The 18,607-nt window shown below is 67.2% G+C and carries 14 protein-coding genes, 1 rRNA gene and 1 pseudogene; 11 read left to right on the forward strand and 5 right to left on the reverse strand.

The features are described 5' to 3' along the window. Positions 1-196 precede the first annotated feature (196 nt). Positions 197-309 (forward strand): 5S ribosomal RNA (gene rrf, locus AC3WLY_RS07350). Between the two features lie 251 nt (positions 310-560). On the opposite strand, the pseudogene AC3WLY_RS07355 reads toward rrf, so the two are convergent. The 4 genes and pseudogenes from AC3WLY_RS07355 to AC3WLY_RS07370 all read right to left on the reverse strand — a co-directional run bounded on the left by AC3WLY_RS07355 (position 561) and on the right by AC3WLY_RS07370 (position 3,612). Continuing rightward, positions 561-1,024 (reverse strand): annotated as a pseudogene (locus AC3WLY_RS07355) (GNAT family N-acetyltransferase). Positions 1,025-1,169: 145 nt separating this feature from the next. Further along, positions 1,170-1,541, reverse strand: a complete 372-nt coding sequence (locus tag AC3WLY_RS07360) for a nuclear transport factor 2 family protein (RefSeq protein ID WP_492310832.1) — start codon at positions 1,539-1,541, stop codon at positions 1,170-1,172. A gap of 102 nt (positions 1,542-1,643) precedes the next feature. Further along, the gene (locus tag AC3WLY_RS07365) at positions 1,644-2,240 is read right to left on the reverse strand and encodes a hypothetical protein (protein WP_492310831.1); all 597 of its coding nucleotides are present in this window, start codon (positions 2,238-2,240) and stop codon (positions 1,644-1,646) included. 367 nt (positions 2,241-2,607) lie between these two features. Continuing rightward, on the reverse strand, positions 2,608-3,612 hold the full coding sequence (locus AC3WLY_RS07370; RefSeq protein WP_492310830.1) for an AraC family transcriptional regulator: 1,005 nt from the start codon (positions 3,610-3,612) through the stop codon (positions 2,608-2,610). Between the two features lie 143 nt (positions 3,613-3,755). On the opposite strand from AC3WLY_RS07370, the gene AC3WLY_RS07375 reads away from it, so the two are divergent. From AC3WLY_RS07375 to AC3WLY_RS07385, 3 genes are read left to right on the forward strand one after another with little or no spacing between them, the layout of a single operon-like run. Then, complete coding sequence (locus AC3WLY_RS07375; protein ID WP_492310829.1) at positions 3,756-5,423, forward strand: acyl-CoA synthetase; 1,668 nt, start codon at positions 3,756-3,758, stop codon at positions 5,421-5,423. Between the two features lie 13 nt (positions 5,424-5,436). Next, positions 5,437-6,204: a 3-hydroxyacyl-CoA dehydrogenase gene (locus tag AC3WLY_RS07380; protein WP_425132619.1), complete on the forward strand. Its 768-nt coding sequence runs from the start codon at positions 5,437-5,439 to the stop codon at positions 6,202-6,204. An 18-nt stretch (positions 6,205-6,222) separates the two neighbouring features. Then, a complete protein-coding gene (locus tag AC3WLY_RS07385) occupies positions 6,223-7,413 on the forward strand; it encodes an acetyl-CoA C-acetyltransferase (RefSeq protein WP_175963987.1) in 1,191 nt (396 codons plus the stop codon). Between the two features lie 109 nt (positions 7,414-7,522). Here the strand turns inward: AC3WLY_RS07385 and AC3WLY_RS07390 are convergent, their stop codons facing one another. Beyond that, positions 7,523-8,215: a TetR/AcrR family transcriptional regulator gene (locus AC3WLY_RS07390; protein WP_175963988.1), complete on the reverse strand. Its 693-nt coding sequence runs from the start codon at positions 8,213-8,215 to the stop codon at positions 7,523-7,525. 356 nt (positions 8,216-8,571) lie between these two features. On the opposite strand from AC3WLY_RS07390, the gene AC3WLY_RS07395 reads away from it, so the two are divergent. From AC3WLY_RS07395 to deoA, 7 genes are all read left to right on the forward strand, one after another. Next, complete coding sequence (locus AC3WLY_RS07395) at positions 8,572-9,852, forward strand: Zn-dependent hydrolase (RefSeq protein ID WP_492310828.1); 1,281 nt, start codon at positions 8,572-8,574, stop codon at positions 9,850-9,852. Positions 9,853-9,979: 127 nt separating this feature from the next. Further along, a complete protein-coding gene (locus AC3WLY_RS07400; protein WP_492310827.1) occupies positions 9,980-11,317 on the forward strand; it encodes an NAD(P)-dependent oxidoreductase in 1,338 nt (445 codons plus the stop codon). A 70-nt stretch (positions 11,318-11,387) separates the two neighbouring features. Next, the gene (gene preA / locus AC3WLY_RS07405; RefSeq protein ID WP_175963991.1) at positions 11,388-12,695 is read left to right on the forward strand and encodes an NAD-dependent dihydropyrimidine dehydrogenase subunit PreA; all 1,308 of its coding nucleotides are present in this window, start codon (positions 11,388-11,390) and stop codon (positions 12,693-12,695) included. A 100-nt stretch (positions 12,696-12,795) separates the two neighbouring features. Next, complete coding sequence (locus AC3WLY_RS07410; protein ID WP_310133226.1) at positions 12,796-14,304, forward strand: NCS1 family nucleobase:cation symporter; 1,509 nt, start codon at positions 12,796-12,798, stop codon at positions 14,302-14,304. Between the two features lie 48 nt (positions 14,305-14,352). Continuing rightward, the gene (gene hydA / locus AC3WLY_RS07415) at positions 14,353-15,810 is read left to right on the forward strand and encodes a dihydropyrimidinase (protein WP_492310826.1); all 1,458 of its coding nucleotides are present in this window, start codon (positions 14,353-14,355) and stop codon (positions 15,808-15,810) included. A gap of 152 nt (positions 15,811-15,962) precedes the next feature. Further along, complete coding sequence (locus AC3WLY_RS07420) at positions 15,963-17,237, forward strand: NupC/NupG family nucleoside CNT transporter (protein ID WP_347068284.1); 1,275 nt, start codon at positions 15,963-15,965, stop codon at positions 17,235-17,237. 40 nt (positions 17,238-17,277) lie between these two features. After that, positions 17,278-18,594: a thymidine phosphorylase gene (deoA, locus tag AC3WLY_RS07425; protein ID WP_425132624.1), complete on the forward strand. Its 1,317-nt coding sequence runs from the start codon at positions 17,278-17,280 to the stop codon at positions 18,592-18,594. Positions 18,595-18,607: the final 13 nt, after the last annotated feature.

Genomic DNA, 18,607 nt, shown 5'->3' on the forward strand with positions numbered 1-18,607 from the left:
TCAGGTGTGTAAGCGCAGTAATGCGTTCAGCTAACTGATACTAATTGCCCGTAAGGCTTGATCCTATAACAAGTCTGTCTCGCGCTGATTACAGCGCGTCGGACGGGTTGGATTCTCGTGTGCGATACACACAACCTAAATTACTGCTTCTTCCCGGATTGGTTGTGCTGCGAAGCCAGCACAACAACCCCCTTTGCCTGATGACCATAGCGAGTCGGTCCCACCCCTTCCCATCCCGAACAGGACCGTGAAACGACTCTACGCCGATGATAGTGCGGATTCCCGTGTGAAAGTAGGTAATCGTCAGGCTCCCTTAGCCAGAAACCCCCGCCCAAAAGGCGGGGGTTTTTGCATTGGCGCAGACAAAATGCAGGGCACGCCGGGCAAGGGGCAGCGTGGTCGGAGCGGGCGTGCCGAAGGCGTCATCAGGTCGACAGTCGGCCCGATCAAACACCTGGCCACTTCTCCGCCGCAACCTCGCTCGCAATCGTCGGTCGCTTCGGTTCTCTCGAGCGCAACGCGGTGCCCCATACCGCTTCCTTCTCCCTCACCCGTCAGAATCAGATCGTGATCCGCAAGATCGGGAAGAACCTCCCCGGGACGACGCTCGATTCCTTTTCACCGATTTTTTCAGCCCCGAGCGTCAGATAGAACGGAACAGCATTGGGATCCGCTTCGATCACGAAGCTTCTGATCCCTCTCGCAGCGGCTTCCCTTCGGATCTCCACCCACAGCGCACGCGCGACACCCCGGCCCATGTGATCGGGATGGACGAATAGCAATCCGGGCGTCGGTCGATCCGAATCCGATGACGCCCTGACCCAGAACCCGATGATCGCCTTTCCGGATTCCGCGACGTAGCCGATCGATGCTTCGATCGTCCCGGGCGAAATCGTGAGATCGCTTTGCCACAAGTCGAGCCATTCGTTCGGATAGCCCAATGAGCCTTTGAAAGACGGGCTAATCTCGTGAGTTCGTCCGCATCTGCGGGACGGGCAGTACGTACGGTAAATGGATGGCGCATCGGGTTTTCCCAACGTTGGAATCCTTCGGCCAGCATCGTTGTTGGTGCCTGGTCCGGATCGCATCGGCTAACCTTCCGGCTTCGCCGCTTGCTCGCTCATCCGGATAGCGAGCGACACCGTTCAAAGGTACCCGCTCGGCCAGATCTACATAACCTGCGATGCATGCCCGGCGACGACGCGCCAGCCGGCGTCCGATCGACGCCACAGGCGCGTATAGGCAAACGTGCCGTCGAACGCAGCGCCGTCAAAACGGCCGGCAAGTGTCGCCTTTGTCGTGGTCAGGATCATCTCGCCGATCTCGCATGCCCGCGTTTCGAGGAAATCGAGTCTGTCGAGACGCAGCAGCTTCGCGCGATGCGTGGACAGATCGTCCTCCTTCGAGATGACCTGTCCGGTCGGGACGGTGAACACCAGATCGTCGTCCAGCAACGCATCGAGCGCTTCGACATCGTTGGCCAGCATCGCAGCCCGAAGCGCGGTTTCGTAGGGTTCGATGACTGTACGAATTGCATCCATATCGGGACCTCGCATCATCTTTGAAGGTTTGTAGTTTCGCTCATTGGTTGCGACCTGTTGCAGCACGCAACGCGTTCCGAACACAGCGGCGACGGAAAGAGCCTACCGCGCGTTCGACAGCGATTGACGCCGGACCAGCATGATCAGGCAGATGCCGATCGACGCGATGATGTTGACGGCCGGATAGAACGCAACAGCGATACTCCACGTGCTCAGTGCCAGCAACGCCAGCGCGTACTTGAGCGCGCACAGCGCGAAATAGGCGAGGCTCTCGCTCCATGGATCGCGGATCGTCTTGCGGACGGTCGGGCCGAGACCGGCAAGCTTGATCAGCGTGACCAGGCAGATCGAGACCGTCGGATCGTCGGTCAGCATCCAGAGCGGAATGGCCGAAAGGGCTGCGCACAGGAAAAACCAGTCGATGGCTGTCCAGCCGCGTTCGCCGCGAAAAATGCTGGCCACCAGCGTCAGGAAGCACGTGACGGCAATCGCCGCCGTGCACCACGAGGACGGCCCGGCCCCCGCAACGAACTGGCCGGCCGCCGCGATCGCCGTGACGACCGACCACACGAGCCATGTGAACAGATGCGGGCGAACGGTGCGCCGGTAGATCGCGAGCGCGTACGGAATCGCTGCCAGCAAAGACACGGCAGTTCCGATAACCCCAAAGATCGAAGCGGTACCCTGATCGACACTCACCCTCGACGCGACCTTGTTCGTACAGGCCGACCAGTATGTGGTCGGACGGGCCGCTGCGCAACGTCGCGCCGGGCAGCGCCGCGGGCAGTCGCGCGGTGCATTGCACCGGAATGCCGATGCCGGCGACCGATGCGGTCAAACGCAAACGAACCCAAACAAACGGCTCAGGTCACAGGGATCGTGAAGCAGCTGGAGCACCCACTGCATGACGGCCGAATGAATAGAAATAACCTTGCATCGGTACAGGAACGGCGGGGGTTTGCCGTTAGGCATCGGTCGTGGACAGCCGCCGGCGCTTCGCATTATCAGCGTCGTGTGAGGGAGGCTCTGCATCCACTACGTACGAACCGCCTCCTCGGCGCGCGATTCAAGGTTCCGGATTCGCCGCATGCACGTCGCGCCGGAATGCGCCGGGGCTCGTGCCCGTCCATTTGCGGAACGCGCGATGAAATGCGCTCGGCTCGGTGAAGCCGAGCTCGGCCGCGATCTCCGCGACGCTGAGCGCGTGCCCGCGCAGCAGCGACTGGGCCAGCGCGCCGCGCAACTCGTCCTTGATCGCAGCGAAGCTCTGCCCTTCACTGCGCAAACGCCGCCGCAGCGTCGCGGGCGTCGTGCCGAGGCGCACAGCCAGCGAATCGAAGTCGGGCCACTCGGCAGCCGGCAGCGCCTTCAGGTGCGCACGCGTCTTCGCGACCCAGCCCGTGTCGTGCCGGTAGCGGACCAGCAGGTTGCCGGGCGCGCCGCGCAGGAAGGTCTTCAGCGCCTGCGCGGAGCGGATCGTCGGCAGCGCGAGGTATGCGGCGTTGAATGCGAGCCGGCTGTCGGGGTGGTCGAAATGCACGGGCACGCCGAAGAACTGGTGATAGTCGCTGCGCTGGTCGGGGCTCGGGCACGCGAAATCGATGCGCTGCAGCGGGATGCGCCGGCCGGTCAGCCAGCACGCGACGCCGAGCAGGATCAGCCAGAACGTCCGGTACGCGAATGCCGGATACGGCGTGCCCGACTGCGTCAGCACGATCTGCGCCTGCCCGTCGGCCACGACGAGCTCGCCGTGCGGCTCGTCGAGCACCACGCGCAGGAACTGCAGCGCCCGCCGCAGCGCCTGGTCGAGCGTGCCGGCGTGCAGCACCGCGTGGCACAGCAGCTTGAAGCTGCCTTGCCGCATCGGGCGCGCGGCGAGCCCGAAGAATTCGTCGTCGATCGTACCGGCGATCGCGAGCCACAGGCGGCCGTACTGTTGCGGCGTGACGGGCTCGCGCACGATGGCCGGCAGGCCGGCGGCGCGCAGCACGGGCGCCGTCGCGATGCGCTGCCGGCGCAGGCACGCGAGTGCGTCGTCGACGAAATCCGGCGAAATCATCTGGGGCCCCATTTTCCGCGTCCTCCCGACATGGCAAAAGCGATCACGATTCTAGATTCTGTTTGTCATTGATTGCAATGTGCCGGCTGTCTACTATCGATATATCCCCGTCGTGCCGCTGGCTCGCCGGCGGTCATAACGTACAGGAGACACGCATGCCTGATGGAGCAACCGCCCGGGCGGTGCCGGCCTACGCCGACGCCGTGGCCCGGTTCAGTATCGAGACCGCCGCCGCGCATCTGCACGGCGATCTGGAGCGCGGCCTGAACGCATGTGTCGAATGCTGCGACCGGCACGCGTCGGCGGACGCGATCGCGCTCGACTGGATCGACGCGGGCGGGCAGCACCGCCGCTTCACGTTCGCGCAGATGCAGGCGCTGTCGGCACGCGTGGCGAACCTGCTGGTCGCGCAAGGCGTGAAGCCGGGCGACGTGGTGGCCGGCCTGTTGCCGCGCAGGCCCGAGCTCGTCGCGACGATCCTCGGCACGTGGCGCGCGGGCGCCGTCTATCAGCCGCTGTTCACCGCGTTCGGCCCGAAGGCGATCGAGCATCGTCTGCGGATGAGCGACGCGCGCCTGGTCGTGACCAACGTCGCGAATCGCGCCAAGCTCGACGAGATCGCCGATTGCCCGCCGGTTGCGACGGTGCGCGCGCCGGGCGAGCCGCTGCCGCAACGCGACATCGATTTCCGCGCGGCGCTCGACACACAGCCCGACACGTTCGAGCCGGTGCTGCGCAAGGGCACGGACCTGTTCATGATGATGTCGACGTCGGGCACGACGGGCTTGCCGAAGGGCGTGCCGGTGCCGCTGCGCGCGCTGCTCGCGTTCGGCGCGTACATGCGCGACGCGGTCGACCTGCGCGAAGGCGACCGGTTCTGGAACATCGCCGATCCGGGCTGGGCGTATGGCCTTTATTACGCGATCACAGGCCCGCTGTTGCTCGGCCACGCGACGACGCTCTACGAAGGCAGCTTCACGGTCGACAGCACGTACGACGTGATCGAACGGCTCGGCATCACGAGCCTCGCCGGCTCGCCGACCGCGTACCGGATGCTGATGGCGGCCGGTACGGAAGCAGCGGCGCGCGTGAAGGGCAAGCTGCGCGTGGTCAGCAGCGCGGGCGAGCCGCTGAATCCGGAAGTCGTGCGCTGGTTTGACGCGGCGCTCGGCGCGCCGATCTACGATCACTACGGCCAGACCGAACTCGGGATGGTCGTGAACAATCATCACGGCCTCGCGCACGTCGTGCACGCCGGCTCGGCCGGCTTGGCGATGCCCGGCTATCGCGTCGCGGTGCTCGACGAAGCGAGCCGCGAGCTCGGCCCTGGCGAGCCGGGCAACCTTGCGATCGACATCGTGCGCTCGCCGCTGCTGTGGTTCCACGGCTACTGGCAGCAGGACACGCCGGCGATCGCGGGCGGCTACTACCGGACCGGCGACAACGTCGAACTCGAGCCGGACGGCACCGTGAGCTTCATCGGCCGCGCGGACGACGTGATCACGTCGTCCGGCTATCGGATCGGCCCGTTCGACGTGGAAAGCGCGCTGATCGAGCATCCTGCCGTCAGCGAAGCCGCCGTGATCGGCGTGCCGGATCCGGAGCGCACGGAGATCGTCAAGGCGTTCGTCGTGCTGTCGAAGGGCTTCGACGGCACGCCGGCGCTGGCCGAGGAACTGAGCCAGCACGTGAAGCGGCGGCTGTCCGCCCACGCCTATCCTCGCGCGATCGACTTCGTCGACGCGCTGCCGAAAACCCCGAGCGGCAAGATCCAGCGCTTCGTGTTGCGCAAGATGGAAGCCGAGAAGGCCGCTCAACCCTGAATACGGATTGCTAATGAATATCAAGGATCGCGTTTTTCTGATTACGGGCGCCGGTTCGGGCCTCGGCGCCGCGGTGGCGCGCATGGTCGTCGCGCAAGGTGGCAAGGCCGTATTGCTGGACGTCAATGACGATGCCGGTACGAGCCTCGCGCACGAACTCGGCGCGGCCGTGCGCTTCGTGAAGACCGACGTGACGAGCGAAACCGACGGGCAGGCGGCCGTGGCCGCCGCGCGCGATGCGTTCGGCCGCATCGACGCGCTCGTCAACTGCGCGGGCGTCGCGCCGGGCGAGAAGGTCGTCGGCCGCGACGGTCCGCACTCGCTGGACCGTTTCGCGCGCGCGGTGTCGATCAATCTCGTCGGCACGTTCAACATGATCCGGCTGGCCGCCGAAGCGATGTCGAAGCAGGATGCCGACGCGGAAGGCGAGCGCGGCGTGATCGTCAACACCGCGTCGGTCGCGGCGTTCGACGGGCAGATTGGGCAGGCCGCGTATGCGGCGTCGAAGAGCGGCGTGGTGGGCATGACGCTGCCGATCGCGCGCGAACTTGCGCGGTTCGGCATTCGTGTCGTGACGATCGCGCCCGGCATCTTCGCGACGCCGATGATGGCCGGCATGCCGCAGGACGTGCAGGATGCGCTCGGCAAGAGCGTGCCGTTCCCGCCGCGGCTCGGCCGCCCGGAAGAATTTGCGGCGCTGGTGCGCCACATCGCCGAGAACACGATGCTGAACGGCGAAGTCATCCGTCTCGATGGCGCGTTGCGCATGGCACCGCGCTGACACTGGAGGAAGCGAATCATGACGACTCAGGATCCGATCGTAATCGTTGGTATGGCGCGTACGCCGATGGGTGGCTTCCAGGGCGACCTGGCCGCGGCCAGCGCGAGCGAGCTCGGCGCGGTAGCGATTCGCGCGGCGCTCGAGCGTGCGAACGTGCCGGCCGAACGCATCGATGAAATTGTGTTCGGCTGCGTGCTGCCGGCCGGGCAGGGCCAGGCGCCGGCGCGGCAGGCCGCGCTGAAGGCCGGGCTGCCGCTCGGGGCGGGCGCGACCACGGTCAACAAGATGTGCGGCTCGGGGATGAAGGCGGCGATGTTCGCGCACGACCTGCTGCTGGCAGGTTCGGCGGGCGTGGCCGTCGCGGGCGGGATGGAAAGCATGACGAATGCGCCGTACCTGCTGCCGAAAGCGCGCGCGGGGATGCGGATGGGCCACGGCCAGGTGCTCGACCACATGTTCCTCGACGGGCTCGAGGACGCGTATGAAAAAGGCCGCCTGATGGGCACGTTCGCCGAGGATTGCGCGCAGGCGTACCAGTTCACGCGCGAAGCGCAGGATGCGTTTGCGATCGCGTCGCTGACGCGCGCGCAACGCGCGATCGCCGAAGGGCATTTCGTGTCGGAGATCGCACCGGTGACCGTGAAGGCCGGCAAGACCGAAGCGGTCGTGTCGATCGACGAGCAGCCGGGCAAGGCGAAGCTCGACAAGATCCCGACGCTGAAGCCGGCATTCCGCGAAGGCGGCACGGTGACGGCAGCGAACGCGTCGTCGATTTCGGACGGTGCCGCGGCGCTGGTGATGATGCGCCGCTCGGAAGCGGAACGCCTGGGCCTCACGCCGAAGGCCGTGATCGTCGGGCATTCGACTTACGCGGACAAGCCGGGCCTGTTCGCGACCGCGCCGGTTGGCGCGCTGCGCAAGCTGTCGGAGAAAACCGGCTGGAACCTGCGCGACGTCGATCTGTTCGAGATCAACGAAGCGTTCGCGGTGGTGCCGATGGCCGCGATGCGCGATCTCGACCTGCCGCACGAGAAGGTCAACGTGCACGGCGGCGCGTGCGCGCTCGGGCATCCGATCGGCGCATCGGGCGCGCGCGTGATGGTGACGCTGCTGGCAGCGCTCGAAACGTATGGCTTGAAGCGCGGCGTCGCATCGCTGTGCATCGGCGGCGGCGAGGCGACGGCCATCGCGATCGAGCGCATCGCGTAACGTGTAACGCATAACACGCACGCTGCGACGCGGGCGACGGGTATCGCGCAGGAAACGCCTGCGTGGTGCTCGTCGCCCGTTTTTTATTCGGCGGCTCGCCGCGGTGGCGCTATGGCTTCGCGTTCGGCGACACCGCGCCGCATGCGCGTATCACGAGCTGCACGACCTGCTCGGTCTTCTCGTCGAACGCCTTTCGCGTGAATGCGCGCTTGCCGCTCAGCGCGCGGATCTGCGCATCGAAATCCGCATAGTGCTGCGTGGTCGCCCAGATCAGGTACATCAGCGCATGCGCGTCGATCGGCGCGAGCAGCCCGCGCGCGATCCAGCCGTCGATGACCTTCACGCGCGTGTCGAACCACGGCTTCACGCGTTGCGACAGGATGTCCTGCATGTGCTCCGCGCCATGGATGATCTCGTTGGCCCAGACCTTCGAGCCGAGCGGGCGCCGCCGCGACAGATCCATCTTCGCGCGCACGTAGCCGCCGATCGCCTTCACCGGATCGTCGCCGGCCTCGAACGAGCCGGCCGCGCGATGCCAGTCCTCGAACAGGTCGTCGAGCACGCGGCGGTACAGCGCGAGCTTCGTCGGGAAGTAGTAATGCACGTTTGCCTTCGGCAGGCCGGCGCGTTCCGCGATCATCGCGGTGCTCGCGCCGTCGAGCCCGCGCTCCGCGAACACGGCTTCCGCACAGGCAAGCAGATGCGCTTCGTTGGACTCGCGGATGTGCGCCTTGCGTCGCCGCAAAGGCGCGGACGCTTCGTCGCTGTCGGTCGCTTCGGCTGCCGCCTCGTCATGTCTCATCGTTACCCTCGCGCGGCGGGCATGCCGCGTTGGGCTTCATTCTAGCCGCTGATTTGCGTCGAACGCACGCGTGCGGACGCTGCGCATCCGCAGCGATGCTGCGTTGCGATGGCACGTTTCTCGCTCTATCGAACCACGAAAGAAAGACATTGCTTTGGTCATTTTGATCGTCTAAAACCTGTCCAATCGGACAGGATTCGGCGAGCGGCGCAACGCGGTTCCGACGATTCGTCGGACGAACTTCGCGCACGACCGGGGCATGCACCGCGCATGGGCGCGTATGCCCCGAAACAGGCATTGCACGCACCGGCACAGACCGGGCTGACGACATCACCGACCCCACAGGAGCGATGCGAATGAACGCGGTATCGGAAACAGTGAAGCGGCCGGTCTTCGACCCGTCGATCAAGGTCGACGGCAAGCGGTTGTGGGACAGCCTGATGGAAGTCGCGAAGATCGGCGCGACGCCGAAAGGCGGCGTGTGTCGCCTCGCGCTGACCGATCTCGACAAGGCCGGCCGCGACCTGATCGTCGGCTGGGCGAAGGCCGCCGGCTGCACGGTGACGGTCGATACGATGGGCAACGTGTTCATGCGCCGCGCGGGCCGTGTGGCGGACGCGGCGCCGGTCGTCACGGGCTCGCACGCCGATTCGCAGCCGACGGGCGGCCGCTTCGACGGCATCTACGGCGTGCTCGGCGGCCTCGAGGTGATTCGCAGTCTCAACGATCACGGCGTCGAGACCGAGCATCCGGTCGAGGTCGTGATCTGGACCAACGAGGAGGGCTCGCGCTTCGCGCCCGCGATGGTCGCGTCCGGTGTGTTCGCGGGCGTGTTCCCGCTCGAATACGGGCTGTCGCGCAAGGACGTCGACGGCAAGACGATCGGCGAGGAGCTGGCGCGCATCGGCTACGCGGGCGACGTGCCGTGCGGCGGACGCAAGCTGCACGCGGCGTTCGAACTGCATATCGAGCAGGGGCCGATTCTCGAAGCGGAGTGCAAGACGATCGGTGTCGTGACCGATGCGCAGGGGCAGCGCTGGTACGAGATCACGTTCACCGGCCAGGAAGCGCATGCGGGGCCGACGCCGATGCCGCGCCGCCGCGATGCACTGCTCGGCGCGTCGCGCGTGGTCGATCTCGTCAACCGGATCGGCCTCGATCATGCGCCGTTCGGCTGCGCGACGGTCGGCATGATGCAGGTCCACCCGAACTCGCGCAACGTGATTCCCGGCCGTGTGTTCTTCACCGTCGATTTCCGTCATCCGGACGACGCCGTGCTCGCGAAGATGGACGCCGCGCTGCGCGACGGCGTCGCGCGCATTGCGGCCGGCATCGGGCTCGAAACGGAACTCGAGCAGATTTTCTACTACAAGCCCGTCGCGTTCGATGCGGCGTGCGTGGCGGCCGTGCGTGACGCGGCCGATCGCTTCGGCTACTCGCACCGCGACATCGTGTCGGGCGCGGGGCACGACGCATGTTATCTGGCGCAGGTCGCGCCGACGTCGATGGTGTTCGTGCCGTGCGTCGACGGCATCAGCCACAACGAGATCGAGGACGCGACGCCCGCGTGGATCGAGGCCGGCGCGAACGTGCTGCTGCACGCGATGCTGTCGCGCGCATACGAGCCGGCTTCATGACGAATCGACCGTAGCAGCCGGCAGGCTGCGCATCGCCTGACCGCAGGATTCCTCAGCATGACCGCCCCGACTGTGCATTCGCAGCCGGCGGGGACGGCTTTGTCTCCACCCAGTCGAAGGAACGCGTATGACCACCAAGCCAACCGGCGATATCGCCGCGCATCGCCTGTCGTCCACGCAACTCTCGTGCGAATTCGCCGATATCGCGCCGCTGCTCGATCCGACTGCCGCGGCGGCCGCCGCGAGCCGCTGCCACTACTGCTACGACGCGCCGTGCGTGCACGCGTGCCCGACGCAGATCGATATCCCGAGCTTCATCCGCAAGATCGGCAACGGCAACCTGAAAGGCGCCGCGACCGACATCCTGTCCGCGAATCCGCTCGGCGGCATGTGCGCGCGCGTGTGCCCGACCGAGATCCTGTGCGAAGGCGCATGCGTGCGCAACCATCAGGATGCGCAGCCGGTCGCGATCGGCGCGCTGCAGCGGCATGCGACCGACTGGGCGATGGCAACCGGTGCGGTGCGTTTTACGCGTGCGCCCGATACGGGGCGCCATGTCGCGGTGGTCGGCGCGGGGCCGGCCGGGCTCGCGTGCGCGCACCGGCTCGCGCTCGCCGGGCACCGCGTGACGCTGTTCGAGGCGCGCCCGAAGGCTGGTGGCCTCGACGAATACGGGATCGCCGCGTACAAGACGGTCGACGATTTCGCGCAGCGTGAAGTCGAATGGCTGCTGTCGGTCGGCGGCATCGCGCTGAAAACGGGTGTTGCGCTCGGACGCGACATGACGCTCGACACGCTGCGCGAGCAGCACGACGCAGTGTTTCTCGCGATGGGCCTCGGCGGCGTGCGCGCGCTCGCGATCGACGGTGAGCAACTGACCGGCGTGATGAACGCGGTCGACTTCATCGAGCAGGTGCGGCAGGCCGACGGGCTGGAGAGCGTGCCGGTCGGGCGGCGCGTGGTCGTGATCGGCGGCGGCAATACGGCCATCGATGCGGCCGTGCAGAGCCGCAAGCTCGGCGCCGAGCGCGTGACGATGGTTTACCGGCGCGGTGTGGATGCGATGAGCGCGACCTGGGCCGAACGCGAGTTCGCGCAGAAGAGCGGCGTCACGCTCGTCACGCACGCGAAGCCGGTGCGCATCGCGGGCGCAAACGGGCAGGTGACGGGCGTCGAGTTCGACGCGGCATCGGGCGAGCGCTTCACCGTCGAAGCGGACATGGTGCTGAAGGCGATCGGCCAGACGCTGGTGCCCGACGGCATCGCGGCCGCGTTGCTGACGGCGGACGGCACGCGTATCGCGGTGGACGCGGACGGGCGCACGGCACTGCCCGACGTGTGGGCCGGCGGCGATTGCGCGGCGACGGACGGCATCGACCTGACGGTGCAGGCCGTGCAGGACGGCAAGCGCGCGGCCGCGTCGATCGACGCGGCGCTCGCGCTGCGCGACGCGAAGGCCGCATAAGCGCCCGCGCACGCATCCACCGCGCACGCATCCACTCCACGACAACGCCCCCACTTTCACGGAGCCGAACATGGCCGACCTTCGCTGCACCATCGCGGGCATCACTTCGCCGAATCCCTTCTGGCTCGCGTCCGCGCCGCCGACCGACAAGGCCTACAACGTCAACCGCGCATTCGAGGCGGGCTGGGGCGGCGTCGTGTGGAAGACGCTCGGGCTCGATCCGCACGTCGTCAACGTCAGTTCGCGCTACGGCGCCGTGCAGTGGAACGGCCAGCGCATCGCGGGGCTGAACAACATCGAGCTGATCACCGACCGTCCGCTCGACGTGAACCTGAGAGAGATCGCGCAGGTCAAGCGCGACTGGCCGGACCGCGCGCTGATCGTGTCGCTGATGGTGCCGTGCAACGAGCGCGACTGGAAATGGATCCTGCCGCTCGTCGAGGATACGGGCGCCGACGCGGTCGAGCTGAACTTCGGCTGCCCGCACGGGATGAGCGAGCGCGGGATGGGCGCGGCCGTCGGGCAGGTGCCCGAATACGTCGAGATGGTCACGCGCTGGGTCAAGGAGGGCACGAAGCTGCCGTGCCTCGTGAAGCTCACGCCGAACATCAGCGACATCCGGATGGGGTCGCGCGCCGCATACAAGGGCGGTGCGGACGGCGTGTCGCTGATCAACACGATCAACTCGATCGTCGCGGTCGATCTCGACCACATGGCGCCGATGCCGACCGTCGACGGCAAGGGCACGCACGGCGGCTATTGCGGCCCGGCAGTCAAGCCGATCGCGCTGAACATGGTCGCCGAGATCGCACGCGATCCGGAAACGCCGAACCTGCCGATCTCGGGCATCGGCGGCATCTCGACGTGGCGCGATGCGGCCGAATTCATCGTGCTCGGCGCCGGCAGCGTGCAGGTGTGCACCGCGGCGATGCATTACGGCTTCCGGATCGTGTCGGATCTCGCCGACGGGCTGTCGAACTGGATGGACGAGAAGGGCTACGCGACGCTCGACGACGTGCGCGGCCGCGCGGTGCCGAACGTGACCGACTGGAAATACCTGAACCTGAAGTACGACATCAAGGCGCGCATCGACCAGGACCGCTGCATCCAGTGCGGGCTGTGCCATATCGCGTGCGAGGACACGTCGCACCAGGCGATCACGCGCGAGAAGGACGGCGCTCGGCACTTCGAAGTGATCGATTCGGAGTGCGTCGGGTGCAATCTTTGCATGCACGTGTGTCCGGTCGAGCAATGCATCACGATGGAGCGCGTCGACTCGGGCGAGTACGCGAACTGGACCACGCATCCGAACAATCCGGCGCGCACCGATGCGGGGGCGAGCCCGGCGGCGCCCGAGAAGCACGCGAAGGCGGCTTGACCTGCGTCCGGCGGTGCGCGAGATCCGGCGCCGCCGTTTTTCGTTTCCGTGAGCCGGCATCGCATGATGCCGGCGCTGACGTTTACGTGGAGTGCGATCGATGAAACCCGCAGCGAACCCCGCCGATCCCGACAGCGCCGCGGCGCAGGGCGGCAGCCTGTACAACGACGACCTCGCGCCGACGACGCCGGCGCAGCGCACATGGAAGTGGTATCACTTCGCGGCGCTATGGGTCGGAATGGTGATGAACATCGCGTCGTACATGCTCGCGGCCGGGCTGATCCAGGAAGGCATGTCGCCGTGGCAGGCGGTGATGACCGTGCTGCTCGGCAACCTGATCGTGCTCGTGCCGATGCTGCTGATCGGCCATGCGGGCGCGAAGCACGGGATTCCGTACGCGGTGCTCGTGCGCGCGTCGTTCGGCACGCAGGGCGCGAAGCTGCCGGCGCTCTTGCGCGCGATCGTCGCGTGCGGCTGGTACGGCATCCAGACCTGGCTCGGCGGCAGCGCGATCTACACGCTGCTGAACATCCTGACCGGCAACGCACTGCACGGCGCGGCGCTGCCGGTCGTCGGCATCTCGTTCGGGCAGCTCGCGTGCTTCCTCGTGTTCTGGGCGCTGCAGATCTACTTCATCCTGCATGGCACCGATTCGATCCGCTGGCTCGAGAGCTGGTCCGCGCCGATCAAGGTCGTGATGTGCGTGGCGCTCGTGTGGTGGGCGACGTCGAAGGCGGGCGGCTTCGGTTCGATGCTGTCGGCGCCGTCGCAGTTCGCGGCGGGCGGCAAGAAGGCCGGGCTGTTCTGGGCGACCTTCTGGCCGGGCCTGACCGCGATGGTCGGCTTCTGGGCGACGCTCGCGCTGAACATTCCCGATTTCACGCGCTTCGCGCATTCGCAGCGCGACCAGATGATCGGACAGTCGATCGGGCTGCCGCTGCCGATGGCGCTGCTGTCGGTGGTGTCGGTCGTCGTGACGTCGGCGACCGTCGTGATCTACGGCAACGCGATCTGGGACCCGATCGACCTGACGAGCCGGATGACGGGCATCGGCGTGGGCATCGCGCTCGTGATCCTCACGCTCGACACGATGTGCTGCAACCTCGCCGCGAATCTCGTCGGCCCCGCGTACGACTTCTCGAGCCTGTGGCCGAAGGCCATCTCGTACCGCGCGGGCGGGATGATCACCGCGACGATCGCGATCGTGATGATGCCGTGGAAGATCCTCGCGACGACGGACGGTTATATCTTCACCTGGCTCGTCGGTTATTCGGCGCTGCTCGGGCCCGTCGCGGGCATCATGATGGTCGACTACTTCCTGATTCGCGGCACGCAGCTCGACACGCGCGCGCTGTTCGACGAGCGCGGCGGCTTCAGCTACGCGCGCGGCTGGAACCCGGCCGCGCTGGCCGCGCTCGCGGTCGGCGTGCTGCCGAACCTGCCAGGTTTCCTGCACACCGCATTTCCGGCGTCGTTTCCGAACGTGCCGGCGTTCTTCAATACGCTTTATACGTACGCGTGGTTCGTCGGCCTCGTGCTGGCGTCGGGCGTGTACGGCACCTGGATGAAGTGGCGCGCCGGACAGCGCGCGCAGATCGCGAGCGCATGACGCGCGGCACCGCATGCGGAACCCGACAGTCAACGAGGAGGCAACCAAATGGCAATCCTGATTCGCGGCGGCACCGTGGTCGATGCGGACCGCTCCTATCGCGCGGACGTGCTCTGCGCGGACCCGCAGGACGGCGGCACGATCCTGCAGATCGCCGAGCAGATCGCCGCGCCGGCCGGCGCGAGCGTCGTCGACGCGCACGACCAGTACGTGATGCCGGGCGGCATCGATCCGCATACGCACATGGAACTGCCGTTCATGGGCACGACCGCGAGCGACGATTTCTACACGGGCACGGCCGCCGGGCTGTCGGGCGGCACGACGAGCATCATCGACTTCGTGATCCCGAGCCCGAAGCAGCCGCTGATGGACGCGTTCCTCGAATGGCGCGGCTGGGCCGAGAAGGCGGCGGTCGACTACGGCTTCCACGTGGCGGTGACGTGGTGGGACGAGAGCGTGCACCGCGACATGGGCACGCTCGTGCGCGAGCACGGCGTGTCGAGCTTCAAGCACTTCATGGCGTACAAGAACGCGATCATGGCCGACGACGAGATTCTCGTGAACAGCTTCTCGCGTTCGCTCGAACTCGGCGCGCTGCCGACCGTGCACGCGGAGAACGGCGAGCTCGTGTTCCGGCTGCAGCAGGCGCTGCTCGCGCGCGGGATGACGGGGCCGGAGGCGCATCCGCTGTCGCGTCCGCCGGAGGTCGAAGGCGAGGCCGCGAACCGCGCGATCCGCATCGCGCAGGTGCTCGGCGTGCCCGTGTATATCGTGCATGTGTCGTCGAAGGATGCGGTCGACGCGATCACGCGCGCGCGCAGCGAAGGGCTGCGCGTGTTCGGCGAAGTGCTGCCGGGTCACCTGGTGATCGACGAGGCCGTTTATCGCGACCCGGACTGGACGCGTGCGGCCGCGCACGTGATGAGCCCGCCGTTCCGCTCGGCCGAGCATCGCGAAGCGCTGTGGCGCGGGCTGCAGTCGGGGCAGCTGCATACGACGGCGACCGATCACTGCGTGTTCTGCGCGTCTCAGAAGGCGATGGGCCGCGACGATTTCACGAGGATTCCGAACGGCTGCGGCGGCGTCGAGGATCGCATGTCGGTGCTGTGGCATCACGGCGTGAATCACGGCCGCATCACGCCGAACGAGTTCGTGCGGATCACGTCGACGAACGCCGCGCAGATCTTCAACCTGTATCCGCGCAAGGGCGCCGTGCAGGTGGGCGCCGATGCCGACCTCGTCGTGTGGGATCCGGCCGCGACGAAGACGATCTCGGTGAAGACCCACCACCAGCAGGTCGACTTCAATGTGTTCGAGGGGATGACGGTGCAGGGCGTCGCGACGCACACGCTCACGCGCGGCGCGCTCGCGTGGGCCGACGGCGACCTGCGCGCGGTGCGTGGCGCGGGCCGCTATCTGAAACGCCCGCCTGCGGCCGGCTACTACGAGGCCGCACGCATTGCGAACCGGCTGCGCGAACCGCATCCGGTCGAGCGCGCGGGCTGAACGGTGCGGGTCGCGCGGGGCGTGTCCGCTCGCACGGCACGCCCCGCATGCATTTGAGCGCGCCGACCGGGTAATATCCACCGACAGCGTTGCACGAACGTTCCCGGCCGCGTGCGGGACAGATCAATAACATTGAGAGAAAGGAGCACAAGGTGGATATTCTGCGCAGTCTCCTGGGTATGCTGTTCCTGCTGCTGGTTGCGTATCTGCTGTCGAACAACCGGCGCGCGGTGAGCGGCCGGACCATGATCGCCGCGCTGCTCACGCAGCTCGCGATCGGTGCGCTGGTGCTGTTCGTGCCGTCCGGCCGCGCGGCACTGGCAGCGGCCGCAAACGGCGTCAATCGCGTGCTCGACATGGGCAATCACGGCATCGCGTTCGTGTTCGGCGGGCTGGTGGACAGCCGGATGTTCCAGTTGTTCGGCGACGGCGGGTTCGTGTTCGGCCTGCGCGTGCTGCCGATGATCATCTTCGTCACCGCGCTGATCGCGGTGCTGTACTACGTCGGCGTGATGAAGTGGCTCGTCGCGATCCTCGGTGCCGGGCTGGCGAAAGTGCTCGGCGTGAGCCGTATCGAGGCGTGCTCGGCCGTCGCGACGATCTTCCTCGGGCAAAGCGAGATGCCCGCGCTCGTGAAGCCGTTCGTGCGGAACATGACGAGCGCCGAGATCTTCACGGTGATGGCGAGCGGCATGGCGTCGGTCGCGGGCTCGGTGCTGGTCGGCTACGCCGGCCTCGGCGTGAAGATGGAGTATCTGCTCGCCGCGTCGTTCATGGCGGTGCCGGGCGGGCTGCTGTTCGGCAAGCTGCTGTTTCCGACCGTCGAGCCGAGCCGCGTCGTGGTCGACGGTCTCGATTTCGACGACAAGCGGGCCGCCAACGTGATCGAGGCGGCGGCGTCCGGCGCGTCGGTCGGCCTGCGAATCGCGATCAACGTCGGCGCGATGCTGATCGCGTTCGTGGGGCTCATCGCGCTGATGAACCTCATCGTCGGCGGCGTGGCCGCGTTCGCGGGCTTTCCGCAGGTCACGCTGCTGGGCATCCTCGGCCACCTGTTCGCGCCGCTTGCGTGGATCATCGGCGTGCCGTGGCACGACGCGGCGCTGGCCGGCAATTTCATCGGCGAGAAACTGATCTTCAACGAGTTCGTCGCGTACGGCGACCTGTCGCCGTACCTGAAGGGCAGCGAGCACGTCGCGGCGGCCGGCCTGCAAGTGCTCGACCCGAAGACGCTCGCGATCGTGTCGTTCGCGCTGTGCGGCTTCGCGAACTTCTCGTCGATCGCCATTCTCGCGGGCGGCTTCAGCGCGGTCGCGCCGGAGCGTCGGTCGGAAGTCGCACGGCACGGCTTGCGTGCGCTGACGGCCGCGACACTGTCGAACCTGATGAGCGCCGCGATTGCCGGCCTGTTCTTCTCCCTGCATTGAACCGCGCAGCGGCCACTGACCGATCGAGGAGATTGCAACGATGTTTCTACCGCAGGAATTCATTCGCAAGAAGCGCGACCGGCAGCCGCTCGATCGCGACGAGATCGCCGCGTTCGTGCGCGGCGTGACCGACGGCAGCGTGACCGAGGGCCAGGTGGCGGCATTCGCGATGGCCGTGTATTTCAACGACCTGAGCGTCGACGAACGCGTCGCGCTGACGATCGCGCAGCGCGACTCGGGCGACGTGCTCGACTGGCGCGCGCTCGATCTCGGCGGACCCGTGATCGACAAGCATTCGACCGGTGGCGTCGGCGACGTCGTGTCGCTGATGCTCGGGCCGATGGTGGCCGCGTGCGGCGGATACGTGCCGATGATCTCGGGGCGCGGGCTCGGCCACACCGGCGGAACGCTCGACAAGCTCAGCGCGATCCCCGGCTACGACGTGACGCCCGATACGGATGCGTTTCGCCGCACGGTGCGCGACGTCGGCGTCGCGATCATCGGGCAGACCGCTCGGCTGGCACCGGCCGACAAGCGCATCTATGCGATTCGCGATGTGACGGCGACCGTCGAGTCGGTCGCGATGATCACCGCGTCGATCCTGTCGAAGAAGCTCGCGGCAGGACTCGACGGGCTCGTGATGGACGTCAAGGTCGGCTCGGGTGCGTTCATGCCGACGGTCGAGCAATCGGCGGAACTGGCCCGCAGCATCGTCGACGTCGGCAACGGCGCCGGCATGAAGACGACCGCGATCCTCACCGACATGAACCAGTCGCTCGCACCGTGTGCGGGCAATGCGCTCGAAGTGGCGTGCGCGATCGACTACCTGACGGGCAAGTCGCGTCCGGCCCGGCTGCATGAAGTGACGATGGCGCTCTCGGCACAGTTGCTCGTCACCGGCGGGCTGGCACAGGATGCCGCGCAGGCGCGCGCGATGCTGCAGCGGGCGCTCGACTCGGGCGCGGCGGCGGAACGCTTCGCGAGAATGGTCGTGGCGCTCGGCGGCCCCGCGGACCTGATCGATGCGCCCGGGCGACATCTCGCGCGGGCGGCGGTGATCGTGCCGGTTCCGGCGCGCGCGAGCGGCGTCGTGCAGCGGGTCGATTGCCGCGCGCTCGGGCTGGCGGTCGTTGCGCTCGGCGGTGGCCGCACGCGCGCGGCGGATGCGATCGACACCCGTGTCGGCCTGTCCGCGCTCGCGGAGATCGGGCAGCGCGTCGAGGCCGGCCAACCGCTCGGTTGCGTGCACGCCGGCGACGCCGCCGCGGCGGCGCGCGCGGTGGACGCGGTCCAGCGCAGCTATGTGCTGGGCGAGACGGGCGATGCGCCGCCGACCATTTACGAGCGGATCGGCTGACCGGTCGCCGGTG

The organism is Burkholderia sp. FW306-1C-G01B, from assembly GCF_058781685.1.

Bases quoted from the DNA above. Each gene is read 5' to 3' on its own strand.
- AC3WLY_RS07360 (WP_492310832.1), bottom strand. From the start codon at position 1,541: ATGGATGCAATTCGTACAGTCATCGAACCCTACGAAACCGCGCTTCGG.
- preA (WP_175963991.1), top strand. From the start codon at position 11,388: ATGGCCGACCTTCGCTGCACCATCGCGGGCATCACTTCGCCGAATCCC.
- AC3WLY_RS07380 (WP_425132619.1), top strand. From the start codon at position 5,437: ATGAATATCAAGGATCGCGTTTTTCTGATTACGGGCGCCGGTTCGGGC.
- AC3WLY_RS07395 (WP_492310828.1), top strand. From the start codon at position 8,572: ATGAACGCGGTATCGGAAACAGTGAAGCGGCCGGTCTTCGACCCGTCG.
- AC3WLY_RS07410 (WP_310133226.1), top strand. From the start codon at position 12,796: ATGAAACCCGCAGCGAACCCCGCCGATCCCGACAGCGCCGCGGCGCAG.
- hydA (WP_492310826.1), top strand. From the start codon at position 14,353: ATGGCAATCCTGATTCGCGGCGGCACCGTGGTCGATGCGGACCGCTCC.
- AC3WLY_RS07390 (WP_175963988.1), bottom strand. From the start codon at position 8,215: ATGAGACATGACGAGGCGGCAGCCGAAGCGACCGACAGCGACGAAGCG.
- AC3WLY_RS07385 (WP_175963987.1), top strand. From the start codon at position 6,223: ATGACGACTCAGGATCCGATCGTAATCGTTGGTATGGCGCGTACGCCG.
- AC3WLY_RS07375 (WP_492310829.1), top strand. From the start codon at position 3,756: ATGCCTGATGGAGCAACCGCCCGGGCGGTGCCGGCCTACGCCGACGCC.
- AC3WLY_RS07370 (WP_492310830.1), bottom strand. From the start codon at position 3,612: ATGGGGCCCCAGATGATTTCGCCGGATTTCGTCGACGACGCACTCGCG.
- AC3WLY_RS07400 (WP_492310827.1), top strand. From the start codon at position 9,980: ATGACCACCAAGCCAACCGGCGATATCGCCGCGCATCGCCTGTCGTCC.
- deoA (WP_425132624.1), top strand. From the start codon at position 17,278: ATGTTTCTACCGCAGGAATTCATTCGCAAGAAGCGCGACCGGCAGCCG.